This window comes from Kitasatospora sp. UYEF31 (assembly GCF_057291755.1).
On sequence record NZ_JBXAWK010000058.1, the window covers coordinates 18,167 to 39,905 of the forward strand.

General features: G+C 69.5%; 12 protein-coding genes and 1 tRNA gene. 11 read left to right on the plus strand and 2 right to left on the minus strand.

Annotated elements, in window-relative coordinates; all coding sequences use genetic code 11:
* Positions 1 to 42 precede the first annotated feature (42 nt).
* Positions 43 to 2,601 (minus strand): DEAD/DEAH box helicase, encoded by a 2,559-nt coding sequence (locus AC0Z36_RS23925; protein WP_485465086.1) that lies wholly within the window; start codon positions 2,599 to 2,601, stop codon positions 43 to 45.
* A gap of 58 nt (positions 2,602 to 2,659) precedes the next feature.
* Between AC0Z36_RS23925 and AC0Z36_RS23930 the strand changes: the two genes are divergently transcribed.
* The 5 genes from AC0Z36_RS23930 to AC0Z36_RS23950 all read left to right on the plus strand — a co-directional run bounded on the left by AC0Z36_RS23930 (position 2,660) and on the right by AC0Z36_RS23950 (position 8,789).
* Positions 2,660 to 3,001 (plus strand): STAS domain-containing protein, encoded by a 342-nt coding sequence (locus AC0Z36_RS23930; RefSeq protein WP_485465087.1) that lies wholly within the window; start codon positions 2,660 to 2,662, stop codon positions 2,999 to 3,001.
* Positions 3,002 to 3,170: 169 nt separating this feature from the next.
* Complete coding sequence (locus AC0Z36_RS23935) at positions 3,171 to 3,644, plus strand: ATP-binding protein (RefSeq protein ID WP_485465088.1); 474 nt, start codon at positions 3,171 to 3,173, stop codon at positions 3,642 to 3,644.
* A gap of 300 nt (positions 3,645 to 3,944) precedes the next feature.
* On the plus strand, positions 3,945 to 6,302 hold the full coding sequence (locus tag AC0Z36_RS23940; RefSeq protein WP_485465089.1) for a sodium-translocating pyrophosphatase: 2,358 nt from the start codon (positions 3,945 to 3,947) through the stop codon (positions 6,300 to 6,302).
* A gap of 105 nt (positions 6,303 to 6,407) precedes the next feature.
* The gene (locus AC0Z36_RS23945; RefSeq protein WP_485465090.1) at positions 6,408 to 7,070 is read left to right on the plus strand and encodes a hypothetical protein; all 663 of its coding nucleotides are present in this window, start codon (positions 6,408 to 6,410) and stop codon (positions 7,068 to 7,070) included.
* A gap of 93 nt (positions 7,071 to 7,163) precedes the next feature.
* Positions 7,164 to 8,789 carry a DUF7059 domain-containing protein gene (locus AC0Z36_RS23950; protein WP_485465091.1) on the plus strand — a complete coding sequence of 542 codons (1,626 nt, stop codon included), beginning with the start codon at positions 7,164 to 7,166 and terminating at the stop codon, positions 8,787 to 8,789.
* Between the two features lie 80 nt (positions 8,790 to 8,869).
* On the opposite strand, the gene AC0Z36_RS23955 is transcribed toward AC0Z36_RS23950, so the two are convergent.
* Entirely contained in the window at positions 8,870 to 10,417 is a 1,548-nt protein-coding gene (locus AC0Z36_RS23955; protein ID WP_485465092.1) for an MDR family MFS transporter, read from the minus strand.
* A gap of 479 nt (positions 10,418 to 10,896) precedes the next feature.
* Here AC0Z36_RS23955 and topA point away from each other — a divergent pair, with 479 nt between their 5' ends.
* The 6 genes from topA (at position 10,897) to AC0Z36_RS23985 (ending at position 21,206) form a co-directional block, all read left to right on the plus strand.
* Complete coding sequence (gene topA / locus AC0Z36_RS23960; RefSeq protein ID WP_485465093.1) at positions 10,897 to 13,788, plus strand: type I DNA topoisomerase; 2,892 nt, start codon at positions 10,897 to 10,899, stop codon at positions 13,786 to 13,788.
* Between the two features lie 149 nt (positions 13,789 to 13,937).
* The gene (gene tmk, locus AC0Z36_RS23965; RefSeq protein ID WP_485465094.1) at positions 13,938 to 17,264 is read left to right on the plus strand and encodes a dTMP kinase; all 3,327 of its coding nucleotides are present in this window, start codon (positions 13,938 to 13,940) and stop codon (positions 17,262 to 17,264) included.
* A 141-nt stretch (positions 17,265 to 17,405) separates the two neighbouring features.
* Entirely contained in the window at positions 17,406 to 18,590 is a 1,185-nt protein-coding gene (locus tag AC0Z36_RS23970; RefSeq protein ID WP_485465095.1) for a DNA polymerase III subunit delta', read from the plus strand.
* A 157-nt stretch (positions 18,591 to 18,747) separates the two neighbouring features.
* A complete protein-coding gene (locus AC0Z36_RS23975) occupies positions 18,748 to 19,383 on the plus strand; it encodes a hypothetical protein (RefSeq protein WP_485465096.1) in 636 nt (211 codons plus the stop codon).
* Between the two features lie 139 nt (positions 19,384 to 19,522).
* Positions 19,523 to 21,070, plus strand: a complete 1,548-nt coding sequence (locus AC0Z36_RS23980) for an alpha/beta hydrolase (protein ID WP_485465097.1) — start codon at positions 19,523 to 19,525, stop codon at positions 21,068 to 21,070.
* A gap of 59 nt (positions 21,071 to 21,129) precedes the next feature.
* Positions 21,130 to 21,206: transfer RNA gene (locus tag AC0Z36_RS23985), tRNA-Thr, on the plus strand.
* Positions 21,207 to 21,739: the final 533 nt, after the last annotated feature.

Genomic DNA, 21,739 nt, shown 5'->3' on the forward strand with positions numbered 1-21,739 from the left:
GCTGTGCCCATCATCGGGCGCCCCGCGAACCCCAATACCGGCTCAGCGGATACCGGCGAGCAGTGTTTTCAGGAGGCGCACCGAGCCCGCTTTGTCCAGCGGCAGGTTGCCGCTGCCGCACTTGGGGGACTGCACGCAGCTCGGACACCCGGACTCGCACTCACACGCCTCGACGGCCTCCATCGTCGCGGTGAGCCAGGCCTCCGCCACGGTGAACGCGCGTTCGGCGAAGCCGGCGCCGCCCGGATGCCCGTCGTACACGAACACGGTGGGCAGCCCGGTGTCCGGGTGCAGTTCCGTGGAAACCCCGCCGATGTCCCAGCGGTCGCACGTGGCGAACAGTGGGAGCAGGCCGATCGAAGCGTGTTCGGCGGCGTGTGCGGACCCCGGCAGCTCGGTGATGTCGATGCCGGCTTCCTTGACCTGGTCGTGCGTCATCGTCCACCACACCGCGCGGGTGCGCAGAGTGCGCGGCGGCATGTCGAGCTTCTTCTCGCCCAGGATCTCGCCGGTGATGATCCGTCGGCGCTGGAAGGAGACCACCTGGTGGGTGACTTCGACCGTGCCGAAGCACAGCCGGGCCTGACCCCAGTCCTCGGCGCGGGACTCCGCCAGGATCCGGATGTCGGTCGTCTCACGGGCACTGGTCGTGTAGTCCGGCTCCGCGGCCCGGACGAGCGCGACGTCGTCCGCCAGGTCGAGTTCGCGGACCAGGTAGGTCGCGCCCTGGTGCAGGTGCACCGCGCCCGGGTGCACGGCCGAGGGGGCCGCCGCTCCGTCGACGGTGCCGAGCAGCCGTCCGGTGTCCTCTTCGACGATGCGTACGGCCGCGCCGCCCGCGCCGCGGATGTCGGTGAGGTCGGTGGCCCGCTCGCGGCTGGTCCAGTACCAGGCGGTCATGGTTTCCCCGCGAGGCCGGGTGCCGCCCACGCCGGGGCGGAGCGCAGGTGGGGGAGCACAGCGACTTCCGATAGGGGCGGTGGCGGGCGACGGGCGGGCGGGCGCCGAACCGTCCGGCTTCGAGCGGGGGGCCAGTACAGCGCGCTTGCGTAGGAGCCCGCGGCGGACCAGACCCGGCAGCAGCTCCGGTGCCACCGGGCCGAACAGTTCCAGGTCGGCCTCCGTCAACGGCAGTTCCGCCGCCGCCGCGCACAGGTGTGGGGCCAGGACGTACGCGTTGTCCGGGTCGAGCACCGTCGCCTCGACGGGGCGTTCGAACAGCGACTCGGGGTGGTGGACCAGGAAGGTGTCCAGCGGATCGTCCCGTGCGATGAGGATCGCCAGCGCCCCCTGACCCGCGCGCCCGGCCCGCCCGGCCTGCTGCCACAGCGACGCGCGCGTCCCCGGGTACCCGGCGATCAGCACCGCGTCGAGGCCCGACACGTCCACGCCCATCTCCAGGGCGCTGGTCGCGGCGACGCCGAGCAGCCGGCCGTCGTGCAGCGCGCGCTCCAGCTCCCGGCGTTCCTCGGGCAGATATCCGGAGCGGTAGGTGGCCACCCGCCCGGCCAGTTCCTCGCTCACCTTCGCCAGGTGGTCGCGGGCCAGCACCTGTACGACCTCGGCGGCCCGCCGGGAGCGCATGAAGGCGATCGTACGGGCGCCGTCGAGGACCAGGTCGGCGAGCAGGTCGGCGGCTTCGGCGGTCACGGTACGGCGCACGGGTGCCCCGTGCTCGCCGACCCGGTCGGTCAGCGGCGGCTCCCACAGGGCCATGAGGGTCTCGCCGCGCGGGGAGGTGTCCTCGTCCACCGCGACCACGGCACGCCCGGTCAGCCGGGCGGCCGACACCGCCGGGTCCGACACGGTGGCTGAGGCCAGGATGAAGACCGGGTCCGAGCCGTAGGCGGCGCACAGTCGCCGCAGCCGCCGCAGCACCTGCGCCACGTGGGATCCGAAGACACCCCGGTAGGTGTGGCATTCGTCGATCACCACGTACTTCAGGTTCTTCAGGAAGGAGGACCACGCTCGGTGTCCGGGCAGCAGGGAGCGGTGCAGCATGTCCGGATTGGTGAGGACGTACGCGGCGTGGTTGCGGATCCACTTGCGGACATCCGTGGGGGTGTCGCCGTCGTGTGTGGCGACCCGTACGGCGTCCAGACCCGTGCCGTGGCCGCGGAGGGTGTTCACCGCGCGCAGCTGATCGGCCGCCAGGGCCTTGGTGGGGGAGAGGTAGAGGGCGGTCGCGCCGCGCCCGCTGGGCGCTTCGGTGCCGTCGAGGAGGGCGCTGAGCACCGGCAGCAGGTAGGCGAGCGACTTGCCTGAGGCGGTCCCGGTCGACAAAACGACCGACCGGCCGGACGCCGCGAGGCTCGCCGCGCGGATCTGGTGTTCCCACGGACGAGTGATTCCTTGGGACTGAAAAGCCTCTACCACTTCTGACCGAGCCCACGTGGGCCAATCAGTGTTTCGTCCCACTCTGGAGGGTATGCGGTGAACGTATGTCACCCGTTCGGGTCGTGTTGTGCCCGCCAGTAGGCGGTCCAACACGGTGTGCGGGGGGCGGGGACTCGGCGGCATCGTGCACCAGTGTGGCACTGAGGTGGGCGAAAAGCTCAGGGATCCATCGTCCCCCACCGTGCATAAGTGGTTGAATGCCATGGCGGCTGCCGATCCATAGGGGGGCGACCGCTCGAACGCGCAAGGTGCTGGAGGATCCGTGGACCTGTCCCTTTCGACCCGGCCCGAGGGCGACCGTACGGTCGTCGAGGTGGGCGGCGAGATCGATGTGTACACCGCACCCAAGCTTCGTGAGCAATTGGTGGAGCTCGTCAACGACGGGAACTACCACCTGGTTGTAGACATGGAACGTGTCGACTTCCTGGACTCCACGGGGCTCGGCGTGCTGGTCGGTGGACTGAAGCGGGTGCGTGCCCATGAGGGTTCGCTCCGTTTGGTGTGCACACAAGAACGAATTTTGAAGATTTTCCGGATCACCGGTCTGACGAAGGTCTTCCCGATCTACCCGTCGGTGGCCGAGGCCGTCGCGGCGACGGACTGACAGCTGGAAGCGGCATGGTGACCGGCTATCAGGGTCGCCACGCCGCTTCGGGCATGCTGGAAACAGAACCGTCGGCAGCCGCCCGCCGACACGAAACCTTGATTGCGTCCGCCTCGCTCTGTGTTTCTCTGCGCGGGGTGGGTCCGCAGCACGTACGGCTGGGGGAACGATGGCCATCGTCGAGCTGCGCTTCAGCGCACTGCCCGAACATGTTCGTACGGCGCGACTGGTCTCCGCCGCGGTCGCGCGACGGGCCGGTGTCGCCGAGTCAGTGCTCGACGAGGTCCGCCTCGCGGTCGGTGAGGCCTGTTCCCGCGCGGTGGGTCTCTCCCAGGAGGTCGGCGGCGAGCAGCCGGTGACCGTTTTCCTGAACGAGGTGGGCGGCCGGTTCTCCGTTGAAGTCCACGACGGGGTTCCACAACCGGACGCCCCGGTGTCGGGTGGCTGGTCCACAGCCGCGGTGTCGGTCAACGGCAGCGGTGACAGTCCGGGTGTGCAGGCCGTCGCGACCCTCGATCTTGGTGAGGCTGACATGGGCCTCGCGGTGATCCTCGGCCTGGTCGACGATCTGGATGTGCGCAACGGCGTCGACGGCTCGGTGATCCGGATGTCCTGGCCGTCCGAGCTGAAGACCGCGCCCTGACCTTCTCCGCACGAAGAACTCATAACAAACGAAGCACTCGAACGCCGGTCGGCTCCCGCCGCCCGGCGTTTTTGTCTGCCCTGGAACGGTCTGATGTCCAAGACCCGGACCGGGAACGGCTGCGAAAGATCCCGATTCACTGACGATTCATCATGATCACCCTGAATGTCTGGTGTGATCATGATCACTTGCATACACTCCAGTTCTTTCGGGTGCACCGTCGCACCACGCGTCACTGCACCAGTCACCAGTAGTGCCCAACAGCCACGGGAAATTCAGCACCCTCCTAGGAGGAAGCGCATGTCCGGGCCCCACTACACCCCACTGGCAGCCGATGTTGAAGTGTCCGTATCCGGAAGCAACCTCACCTATGTCGTGATCGTCGCGGTCATCGCACTGGCCGCCCTCGCGGTCGCCGCCGGCCTGGTCCGACAGGTGCTCGCGGCAGGCGAGGGCACCGATCGGATGAAAGAGATCGCCGGCGCCGTCCAGGAGGGCGCGGCGGCGTACCTCGCGCGTCAGTTCCGCACCCTTTCGATCTTCGCCGTCGTGGTCTTCTTCCTCCTCCTGGTGCTTCCGGCCGAGAGCTGGAACGAGCGCATCGGGCGGTCCGTGTTCTTCCTCGTCGGCGGGATCTTCTCCGGCGTCACCGGCTACACCGGGATGTGGCTGGCGGTCCGCAGCAACGTCCGGGTGGCAGCTGCGGCGCGCGACGACGGCAGCCGCGAGCAGCGCGTCCAGGCCGCGACCCGGATCGCTTTCCGGACCGGTGGTGTGGCCGGGATGTTCACCGTCGGCCTCGGCCTGTTCGGTGCGGCCCTGGTCGTGCTGATCTACCGGGAGAACGCGCCCAAGGTCCTGGAGGGCTACGGCTTCGGCGCGGCCCTGCTCGCCATGTTCATGCGAGTCGGCGGCGGCATCTTCACCAAGGCCGCGGATGTCGGCGCGGACCTCGTCGGCAAGGTCGAGAAGGGCATCCCGGAGGACGATCCGCGCAACGCCGCGACCATCGCCGACAACGTCGGGGACAACGTCGGGGACTGCGCGGGCATGGCCGCCGACCTGTTCGAGTCGTACGCGGTGACCCTGGTCGCCGCGCTCATCCTCGGTAAGGCCGCGTTCGGTGACGCCGGGCTGGTCTTCCCCCTCATCGTCCCGGCGATCGGCGTCCTGACCGCCGTCGTCGGGATCTACACCGTCAATCCGAGGCCCGGCGACCGCGGCGGGATGAGCGCGATCAACCGCGGCTTCTTCATCTCCGCGGCGATCTCCCTGGCCCTCGTGGCGGTCGCCGCCTTCCTCTACCTGCCCTCGTCGTTCGCCGACCTGGACGGCCTCGGCGACCCGGACATCCTCAAGCACGGCGGCGACCCGCGGGTGTTCGCGCTGGTGGCCGTGTTGATCGGTATTGTCCTGGCCGCGGTGATCCAGCAGCTCACCGGCTACTTCACCGAGACCAGCCGACGCCCGGTCAGGGATGTCGTCACCACATCACTGACCGGGCCGGCCACGGTCATCCTGTCCGGTGTCGCACTGGGCCTTGAATCGGCCGTGTACGCCGCGGTGCTGATCGGTATCGCGGTGTACGGTGCCTATCTGCTCGGCGGCGGCATCATCATGTTGGCGCTGTTCGCGGTGGCCCTGGCCGGGACCGGCCTGCTCACCACCGTCGGCGTGATCGTCGCGATGGACACCTTCGGCCCGGTCGCCGACAACGCGCAGGGCATCGCGGAGATGTCCGGCGACGTCGAGGGCGAGGGCGCGCAGGTCCTCACCGAGCTGGACGCGGTGGGCAACACCACCAAGGCGATCACCAAGGGCATCGCCATCGCCACCGCGGTGCTCGCCGCGACGGCGCTGTACGGCTCATACCGCGACGCCGTCCAGACGGCGAAGGCCGAAGTCGGCCTGGTGCGGGTGTCCGACCTGACCGCGCTGGCCTTCAGCCTGGACATCTCCCAACCCAACAACCTGGTCGGGTTGATCTTCGGCGCGGCCGTCGTCTTCATGTTCTCCGGGCTCCTCATCAATGCGGTGTCCCGGGCGGCAGGGGCGGTCGTGTTCGAAGTACGCGAACAGTTCCGCAGGCATCCCGGGATCATGGACTACACCGAAAAGCCCGAGTACGGGCGGGTGGTGGACATCTGCACGCGCGACTCGCTGCGCGAACTGACCACGCCTGGACTGCTGGCGCTGCTGGCTCCCATCGCGGTCGGCTTCGCGCTGGGCATCGCGCCACTGGCCGCGTTCCTCGCGGGCGCGATCGGCGCGGGCACCCTGATGGCTGTCTTCCTCGCCAACAGCGGCGGCGCGTGGGACAACGCGAAGAAGATGGTCGAGGACGGCAAGTACGGCGGCAAGGGCAGCGCCGCGCATGAGGCGACCATCATCGGCGACACCGTCGGCGACCCGTTCAAGGACACCGCGGGCCCGGCGATCAACCCGCTGCTCAAGGTGATGAACCTGGTCTCGCTGCTGATCGCCCCGGCGATCGTGAAACTGACCATCGGCGAACACGCCAACACCGGGCTGCGGGTCGCGATCGCGCTCTTCGCGGTCGTGGTGATCGTCGGCGCGGTCTGGTACTCCAAGCGCAGGACTGTCGCGGTGGGCGCGGAGGAGAACAACCACGAGGAAACGCAGAAGGCAGCGGCGTAGGCAGGGCGTCGCGGCCTGCGAAGTGGAATGCCACAAAAGGTTCAGTACGGGGTACGCCGGACGTCCGGCGTGCCCCGTACGCACAGAACTGTGAAACTCGTACGTGTGAACAAAAAGATCTTGATGGTTCCCGTCCTCGCCCTGTCCTTCGCGCTCACCGCCTGTGGAGGCGGCGACGACAAGGCCGACAAAAAGAAGGCCCAACAGGTCCAGGCGTCGCAGTCGACGGCGCGTTCAGCCTGGGCCCAGCAGGTGTGCTCCGCTGAGGTCGCCGACGGCATCAAGGCGTCCGACACCGCACTGGCCGACGTACTCAAGGTGATCCCGGGTGAGAAGCCCGACGCGGTCCGCACCCGGCTGAGCGCCGACGTCACCGCGCTCGCGAACGCCGACACCGTCCTGGTCGCAGCCCTGGAGAAGGCCGGCGACCCGCAGGTCGCCGACGGGCCCAAGCTCCGTACGGACGCCATCGAGGCGCTGCGCGCCTCGGCCGTCGGCTGGAACGACCTCAAGGGCCGCGTCGACACACTGCCCGTCGACAACCAGGGCAAGTTCGCCGAGCAGTTGCGCACCCTCGCCCCCGACCTGGGGATGGCGGGCGGCAACGCCGAGGCCGCGCTGAAGAAACTGCACCAGGGCGCGCTGGGCGCGGCGCTGGCGTCAGTGCCGGGCTGCCGGCCGCTGCCGCCGGTGGCAGCACCGTCGACGGGCGCGACTCCCGGTGCGACGCCGAGTGCTCCGCCGGCCAGCACTCCGCCGGCTTCGTAAGAGGCGTACGGCGCACTCTCTTCGGACGGGACTCCGAAACCTGCCGTGGCCGGCGCCGCTCCGGCTTCGTAATAGGCGTACGAACCGGGCAGGATGGACCGTGTGACGATGCATGACTCCACCCAGGTAGGGCGGCTGCGCGCGGCGCTGACCGCCGCCGCGTACACCGTCGACGGTGTGCTTGACGCGCTCGGCCCCCAGGCGTACGCGGCCCTTTCGCGCAGCGAAACCGTGCCCGCCGTACGGGCGTTGCGCGGTCCCAGGCCAGAGTCCGGGCGCGCAGCGAGGGCGACGGCCGAAGGGGTTCGTGAAGCACGGACGAACCCCGCGGGACGTGCCCGCGCGGAGCTTTCCGGGGATGACGGCCCGCTGGCCACGCTGATCCGGCTGTTCCTGCTGCAGGCCGCGGTGCCGTACGCGCACGCCAAGCGGGCGCTGCCGCTGGACGACGCGCTGGCCGGGGAACTCCTGGTCCGGGACGGCGACGAGGTCCGCGCGCAGGTCGACATCCGGCCGTACGGCGAGGCTGACACCGACTGGTGGGTGGTCTCCGACCTGGGCACCGGCATCGGCGGCGTGACAGGACCGGTCCGCCCGGACCACGTGCTCGGCATCGGCGGCGCGACCACGACGCTCGCCGGGATCACCGTGCGCAAGCCCGTCGGCCGGGCCCTGGACCTGGGCACAGGGTCAGGCCTCCAAGCGCTGTACGCCTCCCAGCACGCGCAGTCGGTCACCGCTACCGACGTCAACCGGCGGGCCCTCGACTTCACCCGGCTGACGATGCAACTGTCCGATGTGCACAACGTCGGCCTGGCCGAGGGGAGCCTGTTCGAACCGGTCGCGACGGAGAAGTTCGACCTGATCGTCTCCAACCCACCGTTCGTGATCTCGCCCAAGAGCCGGTTCACCTACCGCGACGGCGGCCTCGGCGGCGACGAGATCTGCCGCCGCATCGTCACGGAGGCACCCCGGCACCTCAACGAGGGCGGCCACCTCCAACTGCTCGCTAACTGGCAGCACGTCAAGGGCCAGGACTGGCAGGACCGGCTGCACACCTGGCTGGCTGGCACCGGCTGCGACGCGTGGATCGTGCAGCGGGAGGTCCAGGACCCAGCGCAGTACGCCGAGCTGTGGCTCCGGGACGGCGGCGACCACCACGGGGCCGAGTACCAGGAGCGGTACGACGCGTGGCTGGACGCTTTCGAGCAGGACGGCGTGGAGGGCATCGGCTTCGGCTGGATCACCCTGCGGGCGTCCGGCGCGGACAACCCCACGGTGGACATCGAGGAGTGGCCGCACACCGTCGAGCAGCCGCTCGGCCCGGTGATCGACGACTGGTTCACCCGCCAGGACCGGCTGCGCACCATGGACGACGCCGATCTGCTGCACACCGCCTTCACCCTGGCCGACAGTGTCGTCCAGGAGCAGTTCGGCCGTCCCGGCGCGGAGGACCCGGAGACCATCGTGCTGCGCCAGCAGCGCGGCATGATGCGCGCCGACAAGGTCGACACGGTGGGCGCGGCGCTGGCCGGGGCGAGTGACGGCCAGCTGACCTCGGGGCAGATCGTGGACGCGGTGGCCCAGCTGATCGGAGAGTCCTCCGAACGGCTGCGGGACGCTGTGCCTGAGCTGCTGCGGGGGCTTGTCGCGGACGGGTTCCTGCAGTTCCCGGAGGAACACCGCAAGGCGTCCATGACGGCGCAGGTCCACCCTTAGCCGGCTTGCCGCGATCCTGGACTTCGCGGGGCAGCGGGTGCCCCGCGAAGTCCAGGATCATCCCAGCGGTGGTCGGCGAATCAGGCTTTTGCCGCCACTGGCAGCCGCTGGTCCCGCATCACCAAGGTCGCCACCAGCCCCAGCAGCACGCAGGGCAGCACCGCCAGATAGACCCAGCTCATGCCGTGTGAATAGGCCGCGTGCACCGCGTCGCGCAGACCCGGCACGTACGCTCTGATCTTTTCGGGGTCCGACAAGGCGTTCTTGAGCCCGCCGACCGGTAGGTCAGCCGCTGCCACCTGGTGTTTTGTCACCTCACTGGGCATAGTCGCGTCGAACCGGCGGGTGATGATCACGCCGAACACGGCGGTGGAGACCGTGCCGCCGAGCGTCCGGAAGAACGTGATCGACGAGGTCGCGACACCCATGTCGCGCTTCTCCGCACCCGCCTGCGCGGCCAGGATGAGCACCTGCGACGTGAAGCCGATGCCGAGCCCCGCCAGGATCATCACCGGCCACAGGGCCGTCACCGCGGCGTCCAGGACCAACCAGGCGAACAGTGCTGACGAGACGACGGACATGATCATGCCGAGCATCGGGAACAGCCGGACCCGGCCGGTCCGCGATATCAGCCGCCCGGACACCATCGAGCCGGTGAAGTTCCCGGCGATGAACGGCAGCACGAGCAGGCCAGCCACGGTGGCCGAGTAACCCCGGCCGAGTTGCAGGAACTGCGGCAGGTAGACGAACGACGCGTACATCGCGCTGCCCATCAGGAACGCCGCCGCGGACAGCGCGCAGAACGTCCGGTCGCGAAACAGCCTGGGCGGCAGGATCGGGTCGGCGGCGCGGCGCTCCCACCACAGCATGACTGCGATCAGGATCACTCCGGCAAGACCGAGGGCGTACGCCTGACCCGAGGCCCAGGCGAACTGCTTGCCGCCGAGGGAGACCAGGAGCAGCAGGGCGCTCACACCGCTGGTCAGCAGGGCTGCGCCGAAATAGTCCACGGAGACGTTCGTACGGCGGGTCTCTAGCGTCAGGCCGCGCTGGATCACGGCAAAGGCCACCGCGGTGAACGGCAGGCAGATCCAGAAGCACCAGCGCCAGCCGGCGCCGTCGGTGAGCGCGCCGCCGAGCAGTGGGCCCAGGGCGGTCGCGCCGGCGAAGGTGCCGCCGATCCAGCCCTGGTAGCGGCCCCGCTCGATCGGCGGGATCAGGTCGCCGATGACCGCCTGGGACATGGTGATCATGCCGCCCACGCCCAGCCCCTGGACGGCGCGGAAACCGATGAGCTGGCCGATGTTCTGCGACAGGCCGCACAGCGCAGTGCCCAGGGTGAACGCGGCGATGGCCGTCAGGAGTAGCGGTTTACGCCCGTACAGATCGGATAGTTTCCCCCATAACGGCGTGGTTGCGGCGTTGGCGAGCAGGTGTGCGGCGACCACCCAGGAGATCTTGTCCATCCCGCCGAGGTCCCCGGTGATCGCCGGGAGTCCGGTGGTGACGATGGTGCTGGCCAGTGCCGCGACGAACATGGCGATGAGGACGCCGGTGAAAACCGTGCGGATCTGTCTCGCGGCTTCGGTGTCCCGTACAGGGATCGCAGGTGTCGCTGTCGTTTCCATGGTCTGTCCCCGCCCGCCCGAGCGTCGACCTGGCATCTGACGCAGTATCAGCAGAATACTTAACCCGGCTAATCATTCAAGGTGTACTGTTCACCGTTCCGTCCGGGGGGAGGCTTGCGGCCTGCCGGGTATTGCGTGGGTATCGCCCCCGGAAGCGGGAACCGTTCCCGGCGCGTTACCGTTCCGAGTGGAAACAGACCGGCCCGCCGTGTCGCGGCTTGATCCGGTTTGACACACGGGGCTGCGGTACGGTCACACTCCGCCACACGGCAGTGCTGTCCGGAGTACTCCGGTGCGCTTTGAGCGCGTCGATTGCATCCACTGCGTCGAAAGCGTCGAATGTGCTCAGGAGTACACCGAGCGCACCGACGACTGACGGAACCAACGCAGAACCCGTGCGGAACCCCACACAGACCCAACGAAGCCCGGCAGAAGTCGATCACCACGGCCGAAGCGACGACCTGGAGAGAAGAGCGAAGGTGTCCCCGAGCAGCGAGACCACGCCCGTAGGCAATCGACTCGTCATTGTCGAGTCGCCTGCCAAGGCGAAGACGATCAAGGGCTACCTCGGCCCCGGGTACGTGGTTGAGGCCAGCGTCGGGCACATCCGCGACCTGCCCAACGGCGCCGCCGAGGTCCCCGCTGAGTACAAGGGCCAGCCCTGGGCCCGCCTGGGTGTCAACGTCGATGCGGACTTCGAGCCCATCTACGTCGTCAACGCGGACAAGAAAGCCCAGGTCGCGAAGCTCAAGAAGCTCCTGAAGGACGCCGACGAGCTCTACCTGGCCACTGATGAGGACCGCGAGGGGGAAGCCATCGCCTGGCACCTCATGGAGATCCTCAAGCCCAAGGTCCCGGTCAAGCGCATGGTGTTCCACGAGATCACCAAGAAGGCGATCCAGGCGGCCGTCGCCGACACCCGCGAAATCAACCAGCGCCTGGTCGACGCCCAGGAGACCCGCCGCATCCTCGACCGCCTGTACGGCTACGAGGTCAGCCCGGTCCTGTGGAAGAAGGTCATGCCCCGGCTGTCCGCCGGTCGTGTCCAGTCGGTGGCCACCCGCATGGTGGTCGAGAAGGAACGTGAGCGCATCGCGTTCGGGTCGGCTTCGTACTGGGACGTGAACGGTGTCTTCGGCACCGGCCACGCCGGTGACGCTGCGAACCCGGCGCAGTTCGGCGCCCGCCTGGTCAACGTCGACGGCAAGCGTGTCGCCAGCGGCCGTGACTTCAGCCAGGTCGGCAAGCTCAAGAACGCCGACGTCCTGCACTTGGACGAGGCCGGAGCCCGCGCCCTGGTCGCCGCGCTCCAGACCACCGCGTTCGCGGTCCGCAGCGTCGAGTCCAAGCCGTACCGCCGCTCGCCGTACGCGCCCTTCCGCACGACGACCCTCCAGCAGGAGGCCTCGCGCAAGATGGGCTTCGGTGCCAAGCGCACCATGCAGGTCGCCCAGAAGCTGTACGAGAACGGCTTCATCACGTACATGCGTACAGACTCCACGACCCTCTCCGAGACCGCGCTGACCGCGGCCCGGGCGCAGGTCAGGGAACTGTACGGGGCGGACTACCTGCCCGAGAAGCCGCGCGTCTACGCCGGCAAGGTCAAGAACGCCCAGGAGGCGCACGAGGCGATCCGCCCCTCCGGGGACCGCTTCCGCACGCCCGCCGAGACCAGCCTCGCCGGTGACGAGTTCCGTTTGTACGACCTGATCTGGAAGCGCACTGTCGCCTCGCAGATGAAGGACGCGGCCGGCCAGTCCGTGACGGTCAAGGTCGCCGGTACGGCCAGCGACGGCCGGGACGCCGAGTTCTCCGCGACCGGCAAGATCATCACCTTCCACGGCTTCATGAAGGCGTACGTCGAAGGCTCCGACGACCCGGACGCCGAACTCGACGACCGCGAGAAGCGGCTGCCCGCAGTCGCCCAGGGCGACGCGCTCAAAGCCCTTGAGCTCGACCCCGAAGGCCACGCGACCAAGCCGCCGGCCCGCTACACCGAGGCCTCCCTGGTCAAGGAACTGGAAGAGCGCGAAATCGGGCGCCCGTCCACGTACGCCTCGATCATCGGGACGATCCTCGACCGTGGCTACGTCTTCAAGAAGGGCACCGCCCTGGTGCCGTCCTTCCTGGCGTTCGCCGTGGTCGGTCTCCTGGAGAAGCACTTCGGCCGGCTCGTCGACTACGACTTCACCGCGAAGATGGAGGACGACCTCGACCGCATCGCGCGGGGCGAGGCGGACTCCGTGCCGTGGCTGCGCCGGTTCTACTTCGGCGAGAACCACGCGGTCGGAGACCCGCTCGGCGGCCTCAAGGAGCTGGTCACCGACCTCGGCGACATCGACGCCCGGGAGGTCAACTCCTTCCCGATCGGCAACGAGATCGTGCTGCGCGTCGGCCGGTACGGCCCGTACGTCGAACGCGACGGAGCGCGGGCCAACGTGCCCGACGAGACGCCGCCCGACGAACTGACCGCCGAGGCCGCCGAGGAACTGCTGGCCAAGCCCAGCGGCGACTTCCCGCTCGGCAACGACCCGGTCACCGGCAACGCGATCATCGCGAAGGACGGCCGGTACGGCCCGTATGTCACGGAGACGCTGCCCGAGGGCGCACCCAAGAGCGCCAAGCCGCGCACCGGGTCGCTGTTCAAGACGATGGCGCTCGACACGGTCACGCTCGAAGACGCGCTGCGGCTGCTCACACTGCCGCGCACGGTCGGCATCGACCCGTCGGACAACGGCGAGATCACCGCGCAGAACGGCAAGTTCGGCCCGTACCTCAAGAAGGGCACCGACTCCCGGTCGCTCACCGACGAAGAGCAGATCTTCACGGTGAACCTGGAGGAGGCGCTTGCGCTGTACGCCCAGCCCAAGCAGCGCGGCCGGGCCGCGGCCAAACCGCCGCTGAAGGAACTCGGCAACGACCCGGTCAGCGAGAAGCCCGTTGTGGTCAAGGAAGGCCGCTTCGGCCCGTACGTGACCGACGGGGAGACCAACGCGACGCTCCGCTCCGGCGACAGCGTCGAGGACATCACCCCCGAGCGCGGTTTCGAACTCCTGGCCGAGAAGCGCGCCAAGGGCCCGGTGAAGAAGAAGGCCGTGGCGAAGAAGGCCCCGGCCAAGAAGGCGACCGTGAAAAAGGCGGCCGCCAAGAAGACCACGGCGACGAAGGCTACGGCGACGAAGACCGCAGCGACGAAGACCGCAGCGGCCAAGACGACGGCTGCGAAAACGACCGCCGCCAAGACGACGGCTGCGAAGACGACCGCCGCCAAGACGACGGCTGCGAAGACGACCGTGGAGAAGACCACCACCAAGGCCACGGCGGCCAAGAAGGCCGCGGCGGCGGAGGACAAGACCGCTACTGCTGAGTAGTAGTCGGCTCGTTTCCTGAGCAGTGGTCGGTTCCGTCCGTGGATGTGTACGGAAACGTACGGACTTTAAACGGCGGTGATCGCCCCAGGTGTCCACCTGGGGCGATCACCGCCGTTTTCTTGTCCGCACCTCCGGATAGGCTGGGCCACATGAGCCACGCCGACGAGCCGCAATCGCCCGAGGCAGTGATACCGCCACACCAGGCCGAGGCGGTGCTAGGAGTGTCCGGTGTGCTGAAGATCAGGCCGTACCGCCGACTGTGGGGATCGGTCGCCGCATCCTCACTGGGCGAGTGGATCGGCCTGCTCGCACTGAGTTCCGCCGCGATGTGGATGGTCGACGGCGACTACCGCGACCACGCCGTCGCACTGGCCGCCGTGTTCGTGCTGCGGCTGCTGCCCGCCGCACTGATCTCGCCGCTGGCCGGAGCGGTGGTCGACCACCTCAACCGCCGCTGGACGATGACCGTCGCCGAAGTGGTCCGCGCCGCACTGATCGTCTCCGTGCCCTTCGTCGACAAACTCTGGTGGGTGTGGGTCGTCGCCGCGGTCGGCGGCATCGCCGGGTCGTTCTACAACCCGGCCAGGGACGCCACCCTGCCGAACCTGGTGCCACGTCAACGCCTGGCCACCGCCGCCCAGTTCAACCTGGTCACCGGCTACGCGGCGGCACCCGTCGCGGCGCTGCTGTTCATCCTGACCGCGCTGCTCACCCGGGTCCTCGCGCCGTCGGTGTCGCTCTTCGCCGAGCACCCGTCCAACCTCGCGCTCTACCTCGCGGCGCTGGTCCACCTGATCGCCGCCGCGTTCGCGTTCCTGATCCGGATGCCCTCGCGCGGCCGGTCGCTGAGCACCCGCCGCCCCGTCTCCACCGGCTTCTTCACCAACGCCCGCCGGGTCCTGGGCCACGGCCGCACAGCCCGCGGGCTGATCCTCGGCATGATCGCCCTGTTCCTCGGCGGCGGCGCGCTCATCGCGCTGTCCCCGCTGCTCGCCGTCGACCTGGCCGCCGGGAACGCCGCGTACGGCATGGTCTTCCTGGCGCTGCTCAGCGGTGTCGCCGCGGGCATGCTGTGGGGACCGCGGTTCGTCCCGGCCTTCAGCCGCCGCCGCCTGTACGGCCTCTCGGTGATCTTCGCGGGCCTGATCCTGACGATCCTCGCCGTGACCGCCAACATCGTGGTCGTCGTCGTCCTGTCGGCCCTGGTCGGCACCTGCGCCGGAGTGGCCTGGGTCACCGGCTACACGATGTTCGGCCTGGACCTCGGTGAGGAGCTACGCGGTAAGGCCTTCGCCTTCGCCCAGACGCTCGTCCGCTTCTTCCTGCTGCTGGCACTGGCCGCCGCCCCGGTCGCCGCCGGATTCCTCGGCCGCCACAAATGGACCGTCAACGACGGAGCCTTCACCTTCCGCTATAACGGTGCCGCGCTGACCCTGGCCGCCACCGGCCTGCTCGTCATGCTGCTCGGCTGGCTCGTGCTGCGCGCCGTCGACGACCGGCGGGGCACGGGGGTCGTCCGCGACCTCATCGCGGCGTCCCGCAACGAGGACCACGTCACCGGCCGCCCGGCCGGGGCCAAGGGCTTCTTCCTCGCCCTGGAGGGCGGCGAAGGCGCCGGCAAGTCCACCCAGGTCGAAGCGATCGCCTCGTGGATACGGGCCAAGGGGCACGAGGTCGTGGTCACCCGTGAGCCCGGGGCCACTGTGCTCGGCAAGCAGCTGCGCGCGCTCCTCCTGGACATCAAGAACTCCTCCGGCGCTTCGATCAGCCCGCGCGCCGAGGCGATGATGTTCGGCGCGGACCGCGCCGAGCACGTCGAAAAGGTGATCATCCCCGCCCTGGAGCGCGGCGCGATCGTCATCACCGACCGCTACATCGACTCCTCGGTCGCCTACCAGGGTGCCGGGCGGCAGCTGGGCACACGCGAGATCAGCCGGATGTCCCGGTGGGCCGCCGACGGCCTGCGCCCCGACCTGACCGTGCTGCTGGACCTCGACCCCGAGCTCGGCCACGCCAGGTTCACCGAGGCCCCCGACCGCATCGAGGCCGAGCCGGTCGAGTTCCACCGCCGCATCCGCAACGCCTTCCTCGACCTGGCCGCACTCGACCCCGACCGCTACGTGGTCGTGGACGCCGCCCAGGCCCCGGACAGCGTCACCACCGTCATCCGGCACCGGCTCGACCGGGAGCTCCCGCTGTCCGAGCAGGAGACCCGGCAGGCCGCCGAGCTCGCCCGCCGGATGCGCGAGGAGGAGGAGCTCCGCAAGGCCGAGCAGAAACGCCGCGACGCCGAGAAGGCCGCCCTCATCGCCCGCCTGCGGGCCGAGAGCGAAGACCGGCAGCGGCAGGCCGAGGAAGCCAGGCTCGTCCAGGAGGCCGCGCAACTGGAGGAGGACGAGCGCAACCGCGTCGAACTCGAACTCCGCGCCAAGGCCGAAGAGCAGCGCCGCCGCGCCGCCGCAGCGGCCAAGGCAGCCGAGGACGCCCGGGTCAAGGCCGACGAGGACCGCAAGCGCCTCGAAGCCGACATGAAGGCCCGTGCCGCCGAGCAGAAGCGCCTGGCCGAAGAGGCCACCCGGCGGGCGGAGGAAGCGGCCGAGCGGGCCGCCGAGGAAACCGTCCGCCGCGACGACCAGCACAAGCGCATGCAGGAGGTCGCCGCGCTGCAGGCCGAGCGGGCCAGGGTCGTCGCCGTGGAGGAGCGCAAGGCCGCCGAGGAGAACCGCCGTACGGCCGAGGCCGAACGCGCCAGACTCAAGCGCGAGGGCGTCGCGGAGAGCGCCCGCATGCACGCCGAGCAGCAGAAGGCCGAAGAGGCCGCCCAGCGCCGCGCGGAGGAGCGCCGCCAGGCCGAGGAGGCCCTGCACAGGGCCGAGGCTGACCGCGAACGCGCCGAGGAGGGCACCAGGAAGGCGTCCGCCGCCGCGGCCACCACCCGGGCGCGGGCAGCAAAGGAAGCCGCCGCACTGGCCGTGGAGACCGGCGGGCCCGACGAGTCGGCCACGCTGGAAACCCCCGTGCGGGGCGTCCCCCCGGTCCAGGCCGATGCGGCGGGCACGTCAGGAAACGGCGACCGTACGGCCGGCACCCGGGCGAAGGGCCGCTTGACGGCCGGCGGAAACCGGATGGCCGGGATCGGGCCACGCGGCCCCGTGCCGCCGGAGGACGCCACCATCGAGGTGCCCCGGGAAGTCCGCGACGCGCTGCGCCGCGCCGACGCCCAGCGCCGCGGGCGGCTGGCCGCGGGTGACGCGGAGTCGAACACCGCCGAGGTCCCGATGGTCCGGCGACCGGCGGCCGCAGCGTCAGAGAGCGACACCCGGGAGATCCCACGGGTCTCGCTCGCCGAACTGGAGGCTGCCGGGGCGACGCAGATAATGCCCGTGGTCGCTGCGGCCCCCGCCGCAGAGCCTGAGCCAGCGGAAGAGCCGGACGAGCCGGACAAGAAGCGCGGCGGGCGTTGGCGGAAAAGCTGACAACTTGACCGTCGTGTGCGCGGAGTGGCGGTTTTGCCCCCTCCGCGCACACAACGATCACGTCGTCCAATGTCCGGGTTACCCGTTAACGTTCCTCAAGCAAGGCCATCAGGCTGAAGTCCGAACAAAGGCAGGGCGCACGTGACGGTGTGGGACGACCTCGTCGGCCAGGACCGCGTCATCGCCCAGCTGAGCACCGCCGCGGCCGCGGCCCAGGCCCAGCTCCGCGGTGAACAGGCCAGCGGGATGACCCACGCCTGGCTGCTCACCGGGCCGCCAGGATCCGGGCAGGGCACCGCGGCGCGCGCCTTCGCCGCCGCGCTCCTGTGCGTCAGCCCCGACCTCGCGCTCGGCGGCGAACCGGGCTGTGGCCACTGCGAGGGCTGCCACACCGCGCTGGCCGGCACCCACGCCGACGTCGACATCGTCAGCACCCAGGTGCTCTCGCTCGGCGTGAAGGAGACCCGGGCGCTCGTCCGCGCCGCAGTCATGTCCCCGGCCGGCGGCCGCTGGCAGGTCATCATCCTCGAAGACGCCGACCGGCTGACCGAAGGCGCGGGCAACGTCCTGCTCAAAGCCATCGAAGAACCAGCCGAACGTACGGTGTGGATCCTGTGCGCACCGTCCCTCGACGACGCGCTGCCCACCATCCGCTCCCGCTGCCGCCACCTGGCGCTGCGCACACCCGCCCCCGAAGCGGTCGCCGACCTGCTCGTCCGACGGGACGGCATCGAACCCGGCATGGCGATCTACGCGGCCCGCGCCTCGGGTGGCAACATCGACCGCGCGCGCCTCCTGGCCACCGACGACCAGGTCCGGGCCCGCCGCGCGGAAGTCGTCGGGCTCCCGGCCGGACTCACCGATATAGGCGCCTGCATGGCCGCCGCCCAACGCCTCATCGACGTCGCGTCCGAAGAGGCCAAGGAGTACACAACGGGGACCGACGCCCGCGAGACCGAGGAGCTCAAGACCGCACTCGGCGGCGGCTCCGGAGCCCGGATGCCGTCCGGCACCGCAGGTGTGGTCAAAGACCTGGAGAACAAACAGAAGAAACGCGCCACCAGGACCCAGCGCGACAGCCTCGACCGTGCCCTGATCGACCTCGCCGCGTACTACCGCGACATTCTCGCCGTGCAACTGGGAGCCGGGGTCGCGCTCGACAACGAGGACCAGCGCGCGGTCATCGGCCGGCTCGCCGGATCGACGACTCCGGAGACGACGCTGCGCCGCATCGAGTCGATCCTGCACTGCCGCACGGCGATCGAGGCGAACGTCGCCCCGCTGCTCGCCGTCGAGGCGATGGCATTGTCCCTGCGCACCGTCTAGCAGCCCGTTCGGCGGATGAACTTCCGTACGCCAAAAGGGTTCCGGGTGGAACCTCCAACGATCCGCCGCACGGCGTATGGGAGAGTTTTGCCGGGATCGTGCCTCTGCCGGGCCGGTCTCGTTGAAAGATCAAGACAAGAAGAACGGGGTGTACGGGGTGGGTTCGTCGCGCGGGAAGATGCTGAAGGTCCTGCTGGCCGTGGCGGCGTTGGGAGCCGTCGCGGTGTGGTTGCGCGGCAGGTCCCGGGCGGCGTCGGCGGACGGCGCGGCCTACGAGGTCACCGCGGCCTACGAGGTCACTGCGGTCACTGCGGTCACTGCGGTCACTGCGGTCACCGCAGTCCACCGGGAGGACGTGGTTCTCGGGGAAGATCCGCCGTTGAACCCGGTCAGCGCAGTCGAAGCGCCCGCTGCGGTGAAACCCGTACCGGCCCGGACGCTTCCGGCGGCGGTGCGGCCTGAGCCGACCCGCAGACGGGCAATCCGTACGCCCTTGGGGGTCGGGGTCGTGACTGTGACCTTGGCCGCTGTCGCAGTGGGCGGCGCCTTCGCCTATGACGGCATCGTTGAGGACGACGGCAGCCAGACCACCCGCGTCGTCGACACCGGAGTAGTCGCGCCGTCTGTTCCTGTGACGCCCCCGCCGGGTCCGACGGCTGTCCCGTCGACCCTGCCGGGTGGTACGAAGTCGGGCACACCGTCGGCATCGTCGTCGCGTACGCGGAACGGAAGCAGCCAGAACCCCGGCGGACGGACCCCGGCGAGCACGGGTCGCAGCAGCGGAACGGGATGACTGGTCAGCTGACACGATCTGGTGATCTCCCGCTGAAAGCACTTCCGGCTAAGGTCGGAGGGCGGATCCTGGAACGCGGTTCTTGGGCTCGCCGTTTTTGGCGACGATGGCCCGACGGGCGAAGGAGTGACGGGTGCGGATGACGGCGGGCACAGCCAGCGGTGGTTCCTACCGTTCTCCGGTGCGGCGCAGGCTGCGGCACAGCGCCGCCGGGGTGGCCGCCGTCACGGCGCTGCTGCTCACCGGCTGCAACGCCAACGGCGACGGCGGCAGCAAGCACACGGACACCGTCAAGGACACCGGTGCGGCGGTCTCACCGATCAAATGGCGGGGCTGCGAGAGCGGCTTCCAGTGCGGCGTGCTCAACGTGCCCCTCGACCACACGCAGCCGGACGGCGAGAAGATCAAGCTCGCCGTGCTGCGCAAGCAGGCCGCGGGCAAGGCTGAGCGGCTCGGCTCCCTGGTGCTCAACCCGGGCGGGCCCGGCGGCTCCGGCATCGACTACGCGAGATACGCCGCGCAGACGTTCTCGAACAAGCTTCGCGAGCGGTACGACATCGTCGGCTTCGACCCACGCGGCGTCGGCAACAGCACCGCGGTCCGCTGCCTCGACGGCCCCGCGATGGACGCGTACACCCAGATCGACATGACGCCGGACAACCCGCCGGAGGAACAGGCCGCAGTCGACGCCGGCGCCGACTTCGGGAAAGCCTGCGCGGCTGGCTCAGGCGCGCTGCTCAGCCACGTCAGCACGGTGGACGCGGCCAAGGACATGGACCTGCTGCGGGCCGCTCTCGGCGACGACAAGCTGAACTACCTGGGCGCCTCGTACGGCACCTTCCTCGGCGCGACCTACGCCGGGCTGTTCCCGCAGCGGGTGGGCCGCCTCGTCCTGGACGGCGCCGTCGACCCCAGCGAACCCGCCGACATCGCCAACCGGATCCAGGCCGGGGGCTTCGAGACCGCACTCGGCGCGTACGCCGACAACTGCGTGGCCGCCGGGAACTGCTTCCTCGGCGCGGACCGCGCGGCGGCCGTCCGGCGGATTCAGGAGTTCCTCAGGCAACTCGACGCCAAGCCGCTGCCCGGTGACGACAAGCGCCAGGTCACCGAGTCGATCGGCACGACCGGCATCATCTCGGCGCTGTACGCCAAGGAGCAGTGGCCCGAACTGACCCGGGCACTGCAGGCTGCGTTGCGTGGCGACGGGAAGACGCTGCTCGCCCTCAGCGACCAGTACTACGAACGGGGCAGGGACGGCGAGTACAGCAATCTGATGTCCGCCAACGCCGCAGTCAACTGCCTCGACGGCCCGCCCGCCGCACGCACGCCCGCCGAGGTGGAGACCGGGCTTCCGGCGTACGTCCAGGCCTCGCCCACCTTCGGCCGCAACCTGGCCTGGTCCGGGCTGACCTGCGCGCGGTGGCCGGTCAAGCCGACCGGCGAGCCGCACAAGATCACTGCTCCCGGGGCCGCCCCGATCCTGGTCGTAGGGACCACTCGGGACCCGGCTACGCCGTACTCCTGGGCGCAGGGGTTGGCGGCCCAGTTGTCCTCCGGGCACCTGCTGACGTACGACGGCGACGGCCACACGGCCTTCGGCCGCGGGAGCTCGTGTGTGGACGACGCGGTGATCTCCTACCTCGTTGAAAACAAGGTCCCTGAGGCTGGGAAGACCTGTCGTTGAGCACCTGCTTCAGCCATGTAGACTGATCCGCGCGACGCACCGCACTGCGATGTCCGCAGGCCGCCTTAGCTCAGCTGGCCAGAGCAACGCACTCGTAATGCGTAGGTCTCGGGTTCGAATCCCGAAGGCGGCCCCATGGGAAACCCCAGGTCAAACATCTGACCTGGGGTTTCTACGTTTCGTTGACCTTGGGATTTGGGCGAAACGGCGCTCGCGCTCTACGCATCGCAATGCGTAGGTCTGCGGTTCACTGACAGTCCTCATTTTCTATCGCGCCGCTGTGACCTGAGTGTTTGTGGCTTTGGGCAGCTCTGTCCGGAGTTGCGACGCGCGTCTTGGTGGCCATTTGGTGGCCAATCGTGCAGCGAGGGTGCAAGTAACGGTTGGTCAGCTGCCCTGTTGGGGTTGCCCCAGGCGCACGCGCTTTGTGCAGTCCGGACAGTCTCGGTGACGGCCTGGGGGCGCTCCGAACCGCTCCCGCCCGTCTGACGACAGACGCCCCTTCATGTCCTCTGTGGCAAGGGGTGAGTACAGGAAGTTGGGCTGACTCCAGGCCAACTTCCGGCCCAGGAAGGGTAACTGTTTAGGGGTTTCAGCTGGTTGTGGGCAGCATCCATGACCGTCCGGCGAAGAGGTCGCGTAGGGCGGTGAGGGGGTTGATGCCGTGTT

Bases quoted from the DNA above. Each gene is read 5' to 3' on its own strand.
- AC0Z36_RS23925 (WP_485465086.1), bottom strand. From the start codon at position 2,601: ATGGCATTCAACCACTTATGCACGGTGGGGGACGATGGATCCCTGAGC.
- AC0Z36_RS23935 (WP_485465088.1), top strand. From the start codon at position 3,171: ATGGCCATCGTCGAGCTGCGCTTCAGCGCACTGCCCGAACATGTTCGT.
- AC0Z36_RS23940 (WP_485465089.1), top strand. From the start codon at position 3,945: ATGTCCGGGCCCCACTACACCCCACTGGCAGCCGATGTTGAAGTGTCC.
- AC0Z36_RS23950 (WP_485465091.1), top strand. From the start codon at position 7,164: ATGGACCGTGTGACGATGCATGACTCCACCCAGGTAGGGCGGCTGCGC.
- AC0Z36_RS23955 (WP_485465092.1), bottom strand. From the start codon at position 10,417: ATGGAAACGACAGCGACACCTGCGATCCCTGTACGGGACACCGAAGCC.
- tmk (WP_485465094.1), top strand. From the start codon at position 13,938: ATGAGCCACGCCGACGAGCCGCAATCGCCCGAGGCAGTGATACCGCCA.
- AC0Z36_RS23980 (WP_485465097.1), top strand. From the start codon at position 19,523: ATGACGGCGGGCACAGCCAGCGGTGGTTCCTACCGTTCTCCGGTGCGG.